This window comes from Pseudomonas sp. HMSC063H08 (assembly GCF_001813645.1).
In the GTDB taxonomy this organism is placed as follows: domain Bacteria; phylum Pseudomonadota; class Gammaproteobacteria; order Pseudomonadales; family Pseudomonadaceae; genus Pseudomonas; species Pseudomonas aeruginosa.
Genome location: NZ_KV813438.1, coordinates 42608 through 58954 on the forward strand (window position 1 = coordinate 42608; position 16347 = coordinate 58954).

At 67.8% G+C, this 16347-nt stretch carries 13 protein-coding genes; 7 read left to right on the top strand and 6 right to left on the bottom strand.

The window, feature by feature from the left end; translation table 11 throughout:
• The first annotated feature begins 59 nt into the window (after positions 1–59).
• The 3 genes from gcvT (at position 60) to gcvP (ending at position 4628) form a co-directional block, all read left to right on the top strand.
• Entirely contained in the window at positions 60–1142 is a 1083-nt protein-coding gene (gcvT, locus tag HMPREF2924_RS14490) for a glycine cleavage system aminomethyltransferase GcvT (RefSeq protein WP_003136048.1), read from the top strand.
• A 46-nt stretch (positions 1143–1188) separates the two neighbouring features.
• Positions 1189–1578 carry a glycine cleavage system protein GcvH gene (gene gcvH, locus HMPREF2924_RS14495; RefSeq protein WP_003107397.1) on the top strand — a complete coding sequence of 130 codons (390 nt, stop codon included), beginning with the start codon at positions 1189–1191 and terminating at the stop codon, positions 1576–1578.
• A 173-nt stretch (positions 1579–1751) separates the two neighbouring features.
• Positions 1752–4628, top strand: a complete 2877-nt coding sequence (gcvP, locus tag HMPREF2924_RS14500) for an aminomethyl-transferring glycine dehydrogenase (RefSeq protein WP_003136046.1) — start codon at positions 1752–1754, stop codon at positions 4626–4628.
• A gap of 34 nt (positions 4629–4662) precedes the next feature.
• On the opposite strand, the gene HMPREF2924_RS14505 is transcribed toward gcvP, so the two are convergent.
• The 4 genes from HMPREF2924_RS14505 to HMPREF2924_RS14520 all read right to left on the bottom strand — a co-directional run bounded on the left by HMPREF2924_RS14505 (position 4663) and on the right by HMPREF2924_RS14520 (position 8984).
• Entirely contained in the window at positions 4663–4992 is a 330-nt protein-coding gene (locus HMPREF2924_RS14505) for a DUF2388 domain-containing protein (protein WP_003096280.1), read from the bottom strand.
• Positions 4993–5123: 131 nt separating this feature from the next.
• Positions 5124–5576: an NfeD family protein gene (locus HMPREF2924_RS14510; RefSeq protein ID WP_009314473.1), complete on the bottom strand. Its 453-nt coding sequence runs from the start codon at positions 5574–5576 to the stop codon at positions 5124–5126.
• Positions 5577–5797: 221 nt separating this feature from the next.
• Entirely contained in the window at positions 5798–7582 is a 1785-nt protein-coding gene (locus tag HMPREF2924_RS14515) for a type IV pilus assembly ATPase TfpB (RefSeq protein ID WP_003096276.1), read from the bottom strand.
• A gap of 37 nt (positions 7583–7619) precedes the next feature.
• The gene (locus HMPREF2924_RS14520) at positions 7620–8984 is read right to left on the bottom strand and encodes a CYTH domain-containing protein (protein ID WP_003136034.1); all 1365 of its coding nucleotides are present in this window, start codon (positions 8982–8984) and stop codon (positions 7620–7622) included.
• Between the two features lie 113 nt (positions 8985–9097).
• Here HMPREF2924_RS14520 and HMPREF2924_RS14525 point away from each other — a divergent pair, with 113 nt between their 5' ends.
• The 3 genes from HMPREF2924_RS14525 to argE all read left to right on the top strand — a co-directional run bounded on the left by HMPREF2924_RS14525 (position 9098) and on the right by argE (position 12344).
• Complete coding sequence (locus HMPREF2924_RS14525) at positions 9098–9775, top strand: TIGR00153 family protein (RefSeq protein WP_003096272.1); 678 nt, start codon at positions 9098–9100, stop codon at positions 9773–9775.
• A 46-nt stretch (positions 9776–9821) separates the two neighbouring features.
• Positions 9822–11090, top strand: a complete 1269-nt coding sequence (locus HMPREF2924_RS14530) for an inorganic phosphate transporter (RefSeq protein WP_003109992.1) — start codon at positions 9822–9824, stop codon at positions 11088–11090.
• Between the two features lie 99 nt (positions 11091–11189).
• Positions 11190–12344 (top strand): acetylornithine deacetylase, encoded by a 1155-nt coding sequence (argE, locus tag HMPREF2924_RS14535; RefSeq protein ID WP_003136032.1) that lies wholly within the window; start codon positions 11190–11192, stop codon positions 12342–12344.
• Here the strand turns inward: argE and HMPREF2924_RS14540 are convergent.
• Positions 12317–13018, bottom strand: coding sequence for a MarC family NAAT transporter (locus HMPREF2924_RS14540; RefSeq protein WP_003096266.1), 702 nt, complete (start codon positions 13016–13018; stop codon positions 12317–12319). The two genes, argE and HMPREF2924_RS14540, sit on opposite strands and share 28 nt — an antisense overlap.
• Before the next feature lie 336 nt (positions 13019–13354).
• On the opposite strand from HMPREF2924_RS14540, the gene argA reads away from it, so the two are divergent.
• A complete protein-coding gene (gene argA, locus HMPREF2924_RS14545) occupies positions 13355–14653 on the top strand; it encodes an amino-acid N-acetyltransferase (RefSeq protein ID WP_003096265.1) in 1299 nt (432 codons plus the stop codon).
• Between the two features lie 42 nt (positions 14654–14695).
• Here the strand turns inward: argA and gshA are convergent, their stop codons facing one another.
• Positions 14696–16279 (bottom strand): glutamate--cysteine ligase, encoded by a 1584-nt coding sequence (gene gshA, locus HMPREF2924_RS14550; protein WP_023094938.1) that lies wholly within the window; start codon positions 16277–16279, stop codon positions 14696–14698.
• Between the last annotated feature and the right edge of the window lie 68 nt (positions 16280–16347).

Below are 16347 nucleotides of genomic sequence, written 5' to 3' on the forward strand. Positions count from 1 at the left end.
CGATTTCGTGCCGGCGGTCTCTGCCGACGGCACCCGCTACGCCCGGAAGGAGAATACCCATGGGATTGCGCACCCCGCTTTACGAGCTGCACGTCGCGCTCGGCGCCAAGATGGTCGATTTCGGCGGTTGGGACATGCCGCTGCACTACGGTTCGCAGGTCGAGGAGCACCATCAGGTCCGGCGTGACTGCGGCGTCTTCGACGTGTCCCACATGACCGTGGTCGACGTCGCCGGCGAGCAGGCTACGGCCTATCTGCAGCATCTCCTGGCGAACGACGTGGCGCGCCTCGGCGAGACCGGCAAGGCGCTCTACAGCGCGATGCTCAACGAAGAGGGCGGGGTGGTCGACGACCTGATCGTCTACCTGACCGAGAACGGCTACCGGGTGGTGGTCAACGCCTCCACCCGCGACAAGGACATCGCCTGGATGCAGGCGCAGGCCGCCGGCTTCAAGGTCGACCTGCAGGAACGCGGCGACCTGGCGATGCTCGCCATCCAGGGCCCCAACGCCCGCGTGCACAGCTCCGAACTGGTATCCCCGGCACGCGCCGCGCTGATTCGCGAACTCAAGCCGTTCCAGGGCCGTGCCGAGGGCGACTGGTTCATCGCCCGCACCGGCTACACCGGCGAGGACGGCCTGGAAATCATGCTGCCGGCCGCCGAGGCGCCGGGCTTCCTCAACGAGCTGGTTGGCGCCGGGATCTCCCCGGCGGGCCTGGGGGCGCGCGATACGCTGCGCCTGGAGGCCGGGCTCAATCTCTACGGCCAGGACATGGACGAAAGCGTTTCCCCGCTTGCCGCCAACATGGGCTGGACCGTAGCCTGGGAGCCGGTTGCGCGGGACTTCGTCGGCCGCCGCGCGCTGGAAGCGCAGAAGGCCGCCGGCGACCAGCCGAAGCTGGTCGGCCTGGTTCTGGAGGAGCGCGGCGTGCTGCGCGCCCACCAGGTGGTGCGGGTAGCTGGCATTGGTGAGGGGGAGATCACCAGCGGCAGCTTTTCGCCTACCCTGAACAAGTCCATCGCGCTGGCCCGCGTGCCGGCCGCCACCGGCGACCGCGCCGAGGTGGAAATCCGCGGCAAGTGGTACCCGGTACGGGTGGTCCAGCCCAGTTTCGTGCGTCACGGCAAGCCCCTGATCTAACCTGGCAATGGCGACCGCCGTCGCCCCCGACTTCGAGGAAAACAAGATGAGCAATATTCCCGCCGAACTGCGTTACGCCCAGAGCCACGAATGGGCTCGTCTGGAAGCCGACGGCAGCGTTACCGTGGGCATTTCAGACCATGCCCAGGAAGCCCTTGGCGATGTGGTCTTCATCGAGCTGCCGGAGCTGGGCAAGACCCTCGCCGCCGGCCAGGAAGCGGGCGTGGTCGAGTCGGTGAAGGCCGCCTCCGACATCTATTCGCCGATCGGCGGCGAAGTCATCGCTATCAACGAAGCCCTGGCCGACACCCCGGAAGACGTCAACAACGACCCGTACGCGTCCTGGTTCTTCAAGCTCAAGCCGAGCAATCCGGCCGAGCTGGACAAGCTGCTCGACGCCGCTGGCTACCAGGCCGCCGTCGACGCGGAAGGCTGAGCCGCCGCGTAGTCGCGACAAAACCCGCTATCCTTGGACAAGGCCTCGATCATTCGAGGCTTTGTTCTTTTTGCAGCGGCGAAATGCGTTTTCGCCGTCGTTGCTTTCTCATTCGATATCCGTTCGGCGACGATCGCTGGCAGGGCGATGCCGCCCCCAACGAGACCGAAGCCATGTCGCAGACGCCGTCCCTCGCCCAGCTCCAGCCCGCCGATGCCTTCCTGCGCCGCCACCTCGGCCCCGATCCGGCGGAACAGCAGGCCATGCTGGATTTCCTCGGAGTTTCCACTCGCGCCGAACTGATCGTGCAGACGGTGCCGCCGGCGATCCGCCTCAACCGGCCGCTGGAACTGCCCGCCGCGCTCGACGAACAGGCCGCCCTGGCGCGCCTGCGCGGCTACGCCGGGCTCAACCAGCGCTGGACCAGCCTGATCGGCATGGGCTACTACGGCACCGTGACGCCGCCGGTGATCCTCCGCAACGTGCTGGAGAATCCCGGCTGGTACACCGCCTATACGCCCTACCAGCCGGAAATCGCCCAGGGCCGCCTGGAAGCGCTGCTGAATTTCCAGCAACTGACCATCGACCTCACCGGACTCGACCTGGCCAGCGCCTCGCTGCTCGACGAAGCCACCGCCGCCGCCGAGGCCATGGCCCTGGCCAGGCGGGTGGCGAAGGCCAGGAGCAACCGGTTCTTCGTCGATGCGCATTGCCATCCGCAGACCGTTTCGGTGTTGCGTACCCGCGCCGAGGCGTTCGGTTTCGAGCTGGTCGTCGACGAGCCGGACAATCTTGCCGCCCACGCGGTGTTCGGCGCCTTGCTGCAATACCCGGACAGTCGTGGCGAGATCCGCGACCTGCGCCCGCTTATCGAGGCGTTGCACGGCCAACAGGCGCTGGCCTGCGTCGCCAGCGACCTGCTCGCCCTGTTGGTGCTGACCCCGCCGGGGGAACTCGGTGCCGACGTGGTGCTCGGCAGCGCCCAGCGCTTTGGCGTACCGATGGGCTACGGCGGGCCGCACGCGGCGTTCTTCGCCACCCGCGAAGGGTACAAGCGGGCAATGCCGGGGCGGATCATCGGCGTTTCCCGCGACGCCCGCGGCAACCCGGCGTTGCGCATGGCCCTGCAAACCCGCGAGCAGCACATCCGTCGGGAAAAAGCCAACTCGAACATCTGCACCGCCCAGGTGCTGCTGGCCAACATTGCTTCGCTGTATGCCGTCTACCATGGGCCGCAGGAGCTGAAACGCATCGCCCAACGCGTCCAGCGCCTGACCGCGCTGCTGGCGGCGGGCCTGGAAAGCAAGGGACTGCGGCGGCTCAACCGGCACTTCTTCGACACCCTGACCTACGAGGTCGGCGAGCGTCAGGCGGCGATCCTCGAACGGGCGCGGGCGGCGCGGGTCAACCTGCGCGTGGTCGACGACCGGCGGCTGGCCCTGAGCCTCGACGAAACCTGTGACGCGGCGACCCTGGCGACCCTGTTCGAGATCTTCCTCGGCGCCGGCCACGGGCTGGATGTCGCGCACCTGGATGGCGGGGCGGTGGCCGACGGCATTCCGGCGGTCCTGCAACGCACTTCGGCCTACCTGCAGCATCCGGTGTTCAACGCCCACCACAGCGAGACCGAGATGCTTCGCTACCTGCGCCAGCTGGAAGGCAAGGACCTGGCGCTGAACCAGGCGATGATCCCGCTCGGCTCCTGCACCATGAAGCTCAACGCCAGCAGCGAGATGATCCCCATCACCTGGCCGGAATTCGCCGAACTGCATCCGTTCGTGCCGCGCGAGCAGGCCGAGGGCTATCGCCGGATGATCGACGAACTGGAAGCCTGGCTGCGGGCGATCACCGGCTTCGACGCCATCTGCATGCAGCCGAACTCGGGAGCACAGGGCGAATATGCCGGGTTGCTGGCGATCCGCCGCTACCACCAGAGCCGCGGCGATAGCCAGCGCGACATCTGCCTGATTCCCGCATCGGCGCATGGCACCAACCCGGCCTCGGCGATCATGGCCAGCATGCGGGTGGTGATCGTCGAGTGCGATCCCCGCGGCAACGTCGACCTCGACGACCTGCGCCTCAAGGCGGCCGAGGCGGGCGACCGGCTGTCCTGCCTGATGATCACCTATCCCTCGACCCACGGCGTCTACGAGGAGGGGATAGGCGAGATCTGCGAAGTGGTCCACCGCCACGGCGGCCAGGTCTACATGGACGGCGCCAACCTCAACGCCCAGGTCGGCCTGGCGCGACCGGCGGACATCGGCGCGGACGTCTCGCACATGAACCTGCACAAGACCTTCTGCATCCCCCATGGTGGTGGCGGACCGGGCATGGGGCCGATCGGGGTCAAGCGGCACCTGGCGCCGTTCGTCGCCAACCACCCGGTGATCCGCGTCGAAGGGCCGAACCCGCTGAACGACGCGGTCAGCGCGGCGCCCTGGGGCAGCGCCAGCATCCTGCCGATCAGTTGGATGTACATCGCCATGATGGGCCCGCAGTTGGCCGACGCCAGCGAGGTGGCGATCCTCTCCGCCAACTACCTGGCGAACCGCCTGGACGGGGCGTTCCCGGTGCTCTACCGCGGGCGCAACGAGCGCGTCGCCCACGAATGCATCCTCGACCTGCGACCGCTCAAGGCGCAGACCGGGATCACCGAGGAAGACGTGGCCAAGCGCCTGATGGACTACGGCTTCCACGCCCCGACCATGTCCTTCCCGGTGCCGGGCACGCTGATGGTGGAGCCGACCGAGAGCGAGTCGAAGGCGGAGCTGGATCGCTTCGTCGAGGCGATGCTGAGCATCAGGGCCGAGATCGGCAAGGTGGAAAGCGGCGACTGGCCGGCGGAGGACAACCCGCTGAAACGGGCGCCGCATACCCTGGCCGACGTTACCGGGATCTGGCAGAGACCCTACGAGATCGCCGAGGCGGTGACCCCGAGCGAACATGCGCGGGCGTTCAAGTACTGGCCGGCGGTTAACCGGGTGGACAACGTCTACGGCGACCGCAACCTGTTCTGCGCCTGCGTGCCGCTGGACGACTACCGCGAGTGACCTCGCCTCCGGGCGGAGGCGAGGTCGCCGGGGCCTACTGCTGGACGGCGGACTGCTCGCCGCCGGCGAGGATCGCGCTGGCCAGTTCCATGTCGCTGGCCTGCAGGTCCGGGTTGTCGTTGCGCAGCTTCTGCAGGGCGGCTTCCAGGTACGGCCCGCGGATCGCGCCGTCGCTGGCGATGTAGCTGCCGGCGTCGTCCTGCGCGGCGACGATCAGCTTGTGGTCGTGGCGGAAGGTCAGGTAGGTGGAGGCCGTGGTGGCACCCGAGGAAATGATGTTGCGCCAGAAGGTATCGGCCATGGCCGAGCCCAGCGGCAGGGCGGCGATGACCAGGGTGGCGGCGGCGAGTTTGACGGAACGCATGGGGGAACTCCTGATAGGGGGCTGCGTGTTACATCAGATCGCGTTTGGCGTCCCGGAGTTCCAGCGGGGATGACCGTCCGGTCGCTTTTTCCGCTGCCGTACAGCCCCCGCCGGCCGGGAGCTACAGCGATTCAGGGAACGGCAGGCTCGACGTGCAGCAGGGCGCCGTCCTGGCCGGTGACCCGGACCAGGGCGCCGCGCGGCAGGTCGGGACCGCTGACCAACCACAACGCGTCTTCGACGCGCAGCTCGCCGAGCCCGCCGACGATCGCCCGGTGCAAGGGAAAGGTGCGGCCGAACAGGTCGTCGCCGCGTCGCTGCAACCCTGGCGTTTCCTCGACGCTACCGGCCTTGCGGCGACGGCGTCGATGCAAGGCGGCGACCAGCCCGGAGAGCAGGACGAACAGCCCTACCTGCCAAGGCCAGGCCAGTCCCGGCAGGAGCGCGCCGAGCGCACCGACACAAGCGGCGGTGAGACCGACCCGCAGCAGATAGCCGCCGGCACCGAAGATTTCCAGGAGCAGGAGGACTGTACCGAAGGCCAGCCAGTCCCAGAAGTCCAGGCGTAGCAGCAGGATTTCCATCGGCCGGCCCTCAGCGCCGGCTCGGCGGCCGGCCGAGCCACATCGAGCCAGGGACGCCGCTCGCGGCTCGCCGCAGGTGCGGTGCGCCGGGGCTGGGGAGCGTCGGCGCGGGGACGGCGGGTGGAGCGCTCGTCATCGTCTACATCCTTGTCTGTGGGCCTGGCAGGCCCGTCCGGCGTTGTGCCGTGCAACCGTCGGAACTCCGCCGACGGGATGTGCCGCTACTTCTGTTCGCTCTGCGGGGTCACCCGCAGTACTTCTTCCAGCGTACTGATACCCGCGGCGACCTTCTGCGCGCCGGACAGGCGCAGGCTGCGGGTGCCTTCCTTGTACGCCTGGCGGCGCAGGGCGACCAGGTCGGTGTCGGCGGTGATCAGTTCTTTCAGGCTATCGCTGAGCAGCATGATTTCATAGACGCCGGCGCGCCCGCGATAGCCGGTGTCGCGGCACTCCAGGCAACCCACGGCCTGGTGCGCGCCGCTGGGCGGCGGGGCGCTCCAGGGGCGGGTCAGTTCGTGCCAGTCGCTGTCCGCCAGTTGCATCGGCGCCTTGCAGTGCGGGCAGAGTGTGCGCACCAGGCGCTGGGCCATGACCCCGAGCACCGTGGCGCGGATCAGGTAGTAGGGCACGCCCAGTTCGAGCAGGCGGGTGATCGCCGTGGGCGAGTCGTTGGTGTGCAGGGTGGAGAGCACCAGGTGCCCGGTGAGCGCCGCCTGGATCGCCATCTCGGCGGTCTCCAGGTCGCGGATCTCGCCGACCATGATGATGTCCGGGTCCTGCCGCAGCAGGGCGCGTACGCCGCTGGCGAAGGTCAGGTCGATGTTGTGCTGGACCTGCATCTGGTTGAACGAGGGCTCGATCATCTCGATCGGGTCCTCGATGGTGCAGACGTTCACCTCATCGGTGGCCAGTTGCTTGAGCGTGGTGTAGAGCGTGGTGGTCTTGCCCGAGCCGGTGGGGCCGGTGACCAGGATGATGCCGTTGGGCTGGCTGGTCATGCTCTGCCAGCGGCGCAGGTCGTCGGCGGAGAAGCCGAGCTGGTCGAAGCTCTTGAGCAGCACCTCGGGGTCGAAGATGCGCATCACCATCTTCTCGCCGAAGGCGGTGGGCAGGGTCGACAGGCGCAGCTCCACCTCGGCGCCGTCCGGGGTCTTGGTCTTGACCCGGCCGTCCTGCGGCTTGCGTTTCTCCGCCACGTTCATCCGTCCCAGCGACTTCAGGCGGCTGACCACCGCCATGGTCACCTGCGGCGGGAACTGGTAGACGTTGTGCAGCACGCCGTCGATACGGAAGCGCACGGTGCCCTGCTCGCGGCGCGGCTCGATGTGGATGTCGCTGGCGCGCTGCTGGAAGGCGTACTGGAACAGCCAGTCGACGATGGTGACGATGTGCGCGTCGTTGGCGTCCGGCTCCTGGTCGGCGGCGCCGAGGTTGAGCAACTGCTCGAAGTTGCCGACGCCGCTGATCTTCTGGTCCGGCGAGGTGGCGCCGCTGACCGAGCGGGCCAGGCGGAAGAACTCGACGGTGTAGCGCTGGATGTCCGCCGGGTTCGCCACCACCCGCTTGATCGGTCGCTTGAGCACATGCACCAGGTTGCTTTCCCAGCCCTGTACGAAGGGCTGGGCGCTGGCGATGGTGACTTCCTCCGGACTCAGCGCGACGGCGAGGATGCCATGGCGCTGGGCGAAGGCGTAGGACATCAGCGGAGTCACCGCGGCGACGTCGATCTTCAGCGGGTCGATGCGCAGGTAGGGCTGGCCGGCGTACTCGGCCAGCCACTGGGTGAGGGTCTCCAGGTCGAGCTTGCGTCCGGGGCGCTTGAGATCCTCGACCTGCTGCGCGGCGAGGAACTCCAGCGGATGCTGCTGGTTGCGCACCGCGCTGCGGCGGATCGCCAGGCACTGTTCGGCCTGCTCCTGCCCGACCCGGCCCTGGGCGACCAGCTCGCGGAGCAGGTCGCCGAGGTCCAGCAGGCGGTCCTGGGCGGCGGTGGCGAACACGGACATGCAGACTCCCTTCGGATGATGGCGGTAGCGGCGAAGCTTATTTCATCAGCGCCTTCCAGGGTTTGAGCGTCAGCACAGTATGGGCCTGCGTGGCGCGGTCAGCCAGGCGCTCGGCATCGACAGGTTGCCGCAGCAGCTCCAGCAACTTGGCCAGTTCGCCGTAGAGGCGGTCGGCTTCCGGCAGGTCGAGCACGCCGCGCGCCAGGCGCAACCAGGTAAGCATGCGCTGCAGGCGCGGCGCTTGGTCGGGAAGCAGCTCGGGATGCTGGTGGGCGCGCGCCAGCGGCGTGGCCTGGGCTTCTTCGGCAAGGCTGCGCAGCAGCCATTTGCTCAGCGCGGCGGCGCCCTGGCGGTTGCCGCGCTCGTTGCGCGACTCGGTCCAGGCCTTGGCCAGCAGCCAGCGCGAGGCATTCAGGGAGAACAGGCCCCAGCGGGTCTCGTCGAGTTCGCCGCGGAACAGTTGCGGCGCCTGCTGGCGTAGCGTCTCGTCGTCACGGCCGCGCTCGATGCGCGGCGCCCAGTCGGCGAGGAGAGCGTCCAGCGCTTCGCGCAGCTCGCGACTGCTGGCGCGTGGCACCGCCTGGCCGAGGCTGCCGAGCAGGGTACGCAGGTCCTGCAGGTGTTGCAGCCAGTCCTCCAGCAGGCGCCAGTGGCCGTTGAAGCGATACTGTTCGGCCAGTCGCTGGCTGCTGCCGAGCAGGTACCAGGCGATGGCGGCGAAGGCACCGTCCAGCGGGGTTTCCGCCAGCAGTTTCTGCGCCGGGGGATCGACCTCGTAGCTGTTCGGGTCGAACAAGCGGTAGCCGCGCTCGGCCTTGCTGATGTCGCAGGGCATCAGCGGCAGGTCGGCGGCCAGTTCCGCGGCCAGCTCGAGCAGCGCGGCGGCATCGCCCTGGCGCAGTTCCAGCTCCAGTTCGCAGATTTCCTCCTGGTTGTCGCCGGCGACCACCTTGCCCAGGTCGAGCGCCGCCTCCACGACTACCCTGGCCTTGCCGCGGCCCCAGGCGATTTCGGCGCGCTGGCGGACGAAGTCGGTGCTGAAGATCGGCTTGAGCTGCTTCTTGTCGAGGTCCTTGAGGGCCGCCGGCCAGCACTTGTCGTCGAGTTTCTTCAGGTCGAGCTTGTTCTTTTCCAGGTACCAGTCCCACTCGTTGCGTTCGGACAGCCCGGCCACGCTCTGCCCGCGGCTCTTCAGCGTCTGGATGTACTGCTCGCCGTCGCGGCGCATGCGCAGCGCGACCTTGGCCCGGGCCAGCTCGCGGCCGGGGGTGTCGTAGTACTGGTTGTACAGTTCGCGGCGCTCCCAGCCCGATTTGTTGCGTTTCTTCAGCAACGGGTGCTCCTGCAAGGCTTCCAGGGTGGCGCGGCTGACGCGGAGTTTGATTTCGGTTTCTTTCTGCATGGGGCGATGTCCGGCTCGGGACGCCAGGCGTCCGCGGGTGAAGGTGTTCCAGATCAAAGGCGCGCGGGGTGGGTGGCCTATACTTTTCGGCATTTCCACCAGGGAGGCGTTCCATGCCGACCAATCCGTTCATCAGCCTGTTCGGCCGTTCGCCGATCGGGCCGATGCAGCAGCACATCGCCAAGGCCCACGAATGCGCGGCCGGCCTGTTGCCGTTCTTCCGCGCGGTGATCGCCGAGGACTGGGCGCAGGTCGAACAGGTTCAGCAGGACATGGTGCGACTGGAGCAGGAAGCCGATCGGCTGAAGAAGAACGTCCGGATGCACCTGCCCAAGAGCCTGTTCCTTCCGGTGCCGCGCTCCGATCTGTTGGAGCTGCTCAGTGTACAGGACAAAGTCGCCAATCGCGCCAAGGACATCGCCGGGCTGATGCTGGGCCGGCGCATGCGCATCCCGCTGCCGCTGCAGGGCCAGATGCTCGCCTACGTGCAGCGCTCGGTGGACGCCAGCGCCCAGGCGTTGCGGGTAGTCAACGAACTCAACGAACTGCTCGAGACCGGCTTCGGCGGGCGCGAGACCAGTCTGGTGGAGAGCATGGTGGAGGAACTCGAGGCGATCGAGAACGACACCGACCGCATCCAGGTCGAGGTGCGCCGCGAGCTGTTCCGCCTGGAAAGCGAGCTGCCGCCGGTGGACGTGATGTTCCTCTACCAGATCATCGAATGGATCGGCGATGTCGCCGACCGCGCCCAGCGGGTCGGCAACCGCCTGGAGCAATTGCTGGCGCGTTGAGCGCCAGGTTTCTTTCCGCCTTCTGCCCGCATACGGATCCCCGCCCATGTCCCTGATCGCCGACCACGGCTTCGCCTTCCTCGTACTCGCCTGCCTGTTCGGTTTCTTCATGGCCTGGGGCGTCGGCGCCAACGACGTCGCCAACGCCATGGGCACCTCGGTGGGCTCACGGGCGCTGACCATCCGCCAGGCGATCCTGGTGGCGATGGTCTTCGAGTTCTGCGGTGCCTACTTCGCCGGCGGCGAGGTCACCGAAACGATCAGGAGCGGCATCGTCGATCCGCAGTACATGACCCCCGACCTGCTGGTCTTCGGCATGCTCTCGGCCTTGCTGGCCGCCGGGGTCTGGCTGTTGCTGGCGACGATCAAGGGCTGGCCGGTGTCGACCACCCACTCCATCGTCGGCGCGATCATCGGCTTCGCCTCGGTCGGTGTCTCGGTGCACGCGGTGCACTGGGGCGCGATCGGCCCGATCGTCGCCAGTTGGGTGGTGACGCCGGTGCTGTCCGGGCTGCTCGCCTTCGCCCTGTTCAGGAGCGTGCAGTGGCTGGTACTGCATGCCGAGGACCCGTTCCGCAGCGCGCGCCGCTACGTGCCGCTGTACATGTTCCTGGCGGGCTTCATGGTCGCGCTGATGACCGTCGGCAAGGGCCTGAAGCATGTCGGCCTGGAGCTTTCCGGCATCCAGACGCTGGGCCTGGCGTTGCTCGCCGGTGGCCTGGTGATGGGCCTGGGCATCGTCCTGCTGTTGCGCATCCGACCCACTGGCGGAGCCGATCCGCGTGGCGGCTTCGCCAGCGTCGAGCGGGTCTTCGCGGTGCTGATGATCTTCACCGCCTGCTCCATGGCTTTCGCCCATGGCGCCAACGACGTGGCCAACGCCATCGGCCCGGTGGCGGCGGTCGTCGCGGTGGTCCAGGCCGGCGGCGACCTGGAACTGGTGACCCGCTCACCGGTGCCGTCCTGGGTACTGCTGCTGGGCGCGGTGGGCATCGTCATCGGCCTGGCTACCTATGGCTACCGGGTGATCGCGACCATCGGCCGGGAGATCACCGAGCTGACCCCCAGCCGCGGCTTCGCCGCCGAGCTGGCGACCGCCTCCACGGTGGTTGGCGCCTCGGCCATCGGCCTGCCGGTGTCCACTACCCATACCCTGGTCGGCGCGGTGCTCGGCATCGGCATGGCGCGCGGTATCGGCGCGCTCAACCTGCGGGTGATCGGCTCGATCTTCCTGTCCTGGGTAGTGACCCTGCCGGCCGGCGCGGTGCTGGCGATCCTGTTCTTCCTGGTCCTGCGCGCGCTGTTCGGCGCCTGAGCGCGGTCTTCGTCGGCTGGCGCAGGCGGAACCGGAACGGACGGTTTTATCCACCGCCGCGATAGGCCATGATGGGGCTCGATCCGTGTGGAGAGTCCCATGCCGTTGCCGTCTCTGAAAGACCAGTTCGGCGCGCTGATCGCCGCGTCTTCCGTCAGTTGCACCCAGCCCGAGCTGGACCAGACCAACCGCCCGGTGGTCGACCTGCTGGCCTCCTGGCTGGGCGATCTAGGCTTCCGCTGCGAGATCCGGGAAGTCTCGCCGGGCAAGTTCAACCTGCTGGCCAGCTACGGCAGCGGTCCCGGCGGGCTGGTGCTGGCCGGCCACACCGATACCGTGCCCTACGACGAAGCGCTGTGGAGCAGCGATCCGCTGCGCCTGGACGAGCGCGACGGCCGCTGGTACGGCCTCGGCAGTTGCGACATGAAGGGCTTCTTCCCGCTGGCCATCGAGGCCTTGCTGCCGCTGCTCGACCAGCCGTTCCGCCAGCCGCTGATGATCCTCGCCACCTGCGACGAGGAAAGCTCGATGGCCGGCGCCCGTGCCCTCGCCGAAAGCGGGCGGCCGCTGGGGCGCGCCACGGTGATCGGCGAGCCGACCAATCTGCGGCCGATCCGCCTGCACAAGGGGGTGATGATGGAGCGCATCGAGATTCTCGGGCAGAGCGGCCATTCGTCCGATCCGAACCTCGGGCGCAGCGCCCTGGAGGCGATGCACGCGACCATCGGCGAGCTGATGGCGCTGCGCGGGGAATGGCAGCAGGCCTGGAACAACCCGCAGTTCAGCGTGCCCCAGCCGACCCTGAACTTCGGTTGCATCCACGGCGGCGACAATCCCAACCGCATCTGCGGCCAGTGTTCGCTGGAATTCGACCTGCGCCCGCTACCCGGCATGCAGCCCGAGCAGTTGCGCGAGGCGATCCGCCAGCGCCTGCGGCCGCTGGCCGAACGGCACAAGGTGAGCATCGACTACCAGCCGCTGTTCCCTGCCGTGCCGCCGTTCGAACAGGCGCAGGACAGCGAACTGGTACGCGTCGCCGAACGCCTGACCGGGCATCGCGCCGAGGCCGTGGCGTTCGGTACCGAGGCGCCGTACTTCCAGCGCCTGGGCAGCGAGACCCTGGTCCTCGGCGCCGGCGACATCGCCTGTGCCCACCAGCCCGACGAGCACCTCGAACTGGCGCGTATCGAACCGATGGTCGGCGTGCTGCGCCGGCTGATCCAGCATTACTGCCTGACGCCCGCCGCCGACTGAAGCGCGGCGTGGCCGGCGACCAGCTCGAAGCCGCCGTTGATGACGAACTGCACGCCCATCGCCACCAGCAGGAAGCCGACCACTCGCGAGATGGCGTCGATCCCGGATTCGCCGAGGAACTTCATGATGCGCCCGGAGCTTTGCAGGGCGATCCAGAAGATCAGCGCGGTGAGCAGGGTGACGGTGATCGCCGCGAGGTGGATGAACAGCGGAATGCTTCCGTAGGTGGATTGCAGCGTCGACGCCGAGCTGACCACCAGGGCGATGGTCCCCGGCCCCGCGGTACCCGGCAGGGCCAGCGGAACGAAGGACAGGTCGCGGAAGTGCGGGGTGATCTTTTCCTCGTCCGACAGCAGGTCGTGCTGGACTTCGGTCTCGTCCGGCGTGGTGGCGGGGAACAGCATGGTGAAGCCGATATAGGCGACGATCAGCCCGCCGGCGATGCGCAGGCCGGGAATGGAGATGCCGAACACCTGCATCACCAGGCTGCCGCCGTAGAAGCTGACCAGCATGATCAGCGCCACGTAGAGGCTGGCCTTGAATATCTGCCGGTTGCGCTCCGCCGGCGGTAGGCTGCCGCCGAGGCCAAGCAGCAGCGAGACGCTGGTCAGCGGGTTGGCTACCGGGAGCACGGCGAGCAGGCCGACCAGGACGTGATGGAAGTATTCGCTCATGGATTTTCCTCGTTCGCGTGGGTGCGCGCCGGACGGCACGGCGAACGAGGCAGCCTAGCGAAAAAGCGCTGCGCGAGTTAACCGGGGTTTTCGGATAGTTTTTTTCAGAAATAGTGGTAAAACGGTTCGGTCCGGCCCCAAGCCCCGTACCATGGTCGAATCCCGCCGCTGCGGGGCCGCCGAGGGTTTAAACTCGCGCGTGATCCATCCGTCTCGTTAACCAGAAAGTGAGGAGAAGCCTGTCGATGTTGCTGCGACGACGATAACGGCGCCCTTCGGGCCGTCCCGGCCGCTCACGCTTTGCTCTCGCTCACGAAACGACAGGCTTTCCCCACCATGCCCGACTACGTCAACTGGTTACGTCACGCTTCGCCCTACATCAACTCGCACCGGGACCGCACCTTCGTGGTCATGCTCCCCGGCGAAGGGGTGGAGCATCCCAATTTCGGCAATATCGTCCACGACCTGGTCCTTCTCCACAGCCTCGGCGCGCGCCTGGTGCTGGTGCACGGTTCGCGCCCGCAGATCGAGGCGCGCCTGGCCGCGCGCGGCCTGGCTCCGCGCTATCACCGCGACCTGCGAGTGACCGATGCGCCGACCCTGGAATGCGTCATCGACGCCGTGGGTAGTCTGCGCATCGCCATCGAGGCGCGGCTGTCGATGGACATGGCCGCCTCGCCGATGCAGGGCGCGCGCCTGCGGGTCGCTGGCGGCAACCTGGTCACCGCGCGGCCGATCGGCGTGGTCGAGGGTGTCGACTACCACCATACCGGCGAGGTCCGTCGCATCGACCGCAAGGGCATTGGCCGCCTTCTCGACGAGCGCAGCATCGTCCTGCTCTCGCCGCTGGGCTACTCGCCGACCGGGGAAATCTTCAACCTGGCCTGCGAAGACGTGGCCATGCGCGCCGCCATCGACCTGGAAGCGGAAAAGCTGATTCTCTACGGCGCCGAACAGGGCCTGCTGGACGCATCCGGCAAGCTGGTCCGCGAACTGCGCCCGCAGCAGGTGCCCGCGCACCTGCAACGGCTGGGCAACAGCTACCAGGCCGAGCTGCTGGACGCCGCGGCGCAGGCCTGCCGGGCCGGGGTCAAGCGCAGCCATATCGTCAGCTACACCGAGGACGGCGCGCTGCTCAGCGAGCTGTTCACCCGCACCGGCAACGGCACCCTGGTCGCCCAGGAGCAGTTCGAACAGTTGCGCGAGGCGGGCATCGAGGACGTTGGCGGGCTGATCGAGCTGATCCGCCCGCTGGAAGAGCAGGGCATCCTGGTACGCCGTTCCCGCGAGGTGCTGGAACGCGAGATTGAACAGTTCAGCATCGTCGAGCGCGAAGGGCTGATCATCGCCTGCGCCGCGCTCTACCCGATCGCCGATTCCGAGGCGGGCGAGCTGGCCTGTCTGGCGGTCAACCCGGAGTACCGCCACGGCGGGCGTGGCGACGAACTGCTGGAGCGGATCGAGGAGCGCGCGCGCGGACTCGGCCTGAAGACCCTGTTCGTGCTCACCACGCGGACCGCGCACTGGTTCCGCGAGCGCGGCTTCCAGCCCAGCAGCGTAGAGCGGCTACCGGCGGCGCGGGCCTCGCTGTACAACTTCCAGCGCAATTCGCAGGTATTCGAGAAGAGCCTGTGATCCGCCGGCGCGTCCCTGGGCGCAGGGGCGCGCCGGCTTCGCTCAGTTGCTGATCAGGCCGAGGATGCTCGCCTGGTAGGCGGCGACGAAGGTATCGAAGTCGCCATCCTGGTCGCGTTCCAGCTCCGTCTGTTCGGCCAGGGAGTCGCTGGCCATCTTCTCGAAGCGTGCCTGCTCTTCGGCGGCCAGCGGATGCTGGCGGAAATACTCCGCGTGTTCGCGGCTCTGGCGCAGGGAGAACGCTTCGAAGCTCTCGCCGCGCTCGCGCATGACCTTCAGCACCTGCGCCGAAGGCGTCAGTTCCGCATCGGCCACCTTAGCCCGCTGCGCTGCCAGCGCCGCCGCGTGGGCTTCGCCGCCGCGTGCGCGGTCGAGCAGCGCCGCGGTGTCGGCGATTCGTTCGAGCAGCTCGTTCGCCCAGACCTTCAATTCCACCGGCTGGCCGCGACGTTGCAATTGCAGGCCCGGCCGCCTGCCTTCCTTGACCACGGCGAGGAAGTTGTCGGTGGCGTCGCTGCACTCGCCATTCAGCAGCGGGCTGTCGCTGAACGCGCAGAACAGCAGGAAGGCGTCGAGGAAGCGCGCCTCGTCCAGGTCGATGCCCAGCGGCAGGAACGGGTTGATGTCCAGGCAGCGCACTTCCACGTACTGCACGCCGCGAGCGGCCAGGGCCTGCACCGGACGCTCGCCGGTGTAGGTGACGCGCTTTGGCCGGATGCTCGAGTAATACTCGTTTTCGATCTGCAGGATGTTGGTGTTCAGCTGCACCCACTCGCCATCCTGCTTGGTGCCGACCTTCTCGTAGGGCGGGTAGGGCGTGCTGACCGCCTGGCGCAGGCTGTCGATGTAGCTCTGCAGGTCGTTGTAGCAGGGCGTCAGGCCGGCCTGGGCGTTGTTCTGGTAGCCCAGGTCGCTCATCCGCAGGCTGGTGGCGTAGGGCAGGTAGAGCGTGTGTTCGTCGAGGCGCTCCAACTGGCTCGGGCGGCCACGCAGGAAGCCGGCGTCGAGGGCCGGCGAGGCGCCGAACAGGTACATCAGCAGCCAGCTGTAGCGGCGGAAATTGCGAATCAGGGCGATGTAGGCGGCGGACTGGTAGTCGCGTTCCGACAGCTCGCTGCCTTCGGCCTGGCGCAGCAGCGGCCAGAGCCTCTCCGGCAGGGAGAAGTTGTAGTGGATGCCGGCGATGCACTGCATGGTCTTGCCGTAGCGCAGCGCCAGGCCCTTGCGGTAGACGTACTTCAGGCGGCCGATCAGCGAGCTGCCATAGCGGGCGATCGGGATGCTCTCCTCGTCCGGCAGCTCGCAGGGCATCGATGGGCTCCACAGGTATTCGCCGTCCAGCTTCGAACTGGCGAAGCGGTGGATGCGCTCGAGATCGGCCAGGGTGTCGGCGACGTCGGTTTCCGTGGGCGTGATGAACTCCAGCAAGGCCTCGGAGTAGTCGGTAGTGATCTGCGGATGGGTCAGGGTCGAACCCAGGGCCCGGGGGTGGGGGGTGAGTGCCAGCTTGCCGTCGCTATCGACTCGCAGGCATTCGCGCTCGATGCCATGCAGGCACTCGGTCAGCAGGGGCAGGTTGGCTGCGGCGCCGAGCAGAGCCAGGCGGCGGGAGAGAAGATCGCTCAAGTCGGGATTCCTTGTGATCGCGTCCCAGATCGGTCGCCCCAATATGAGGGTGGACCGAGCGGTCTACA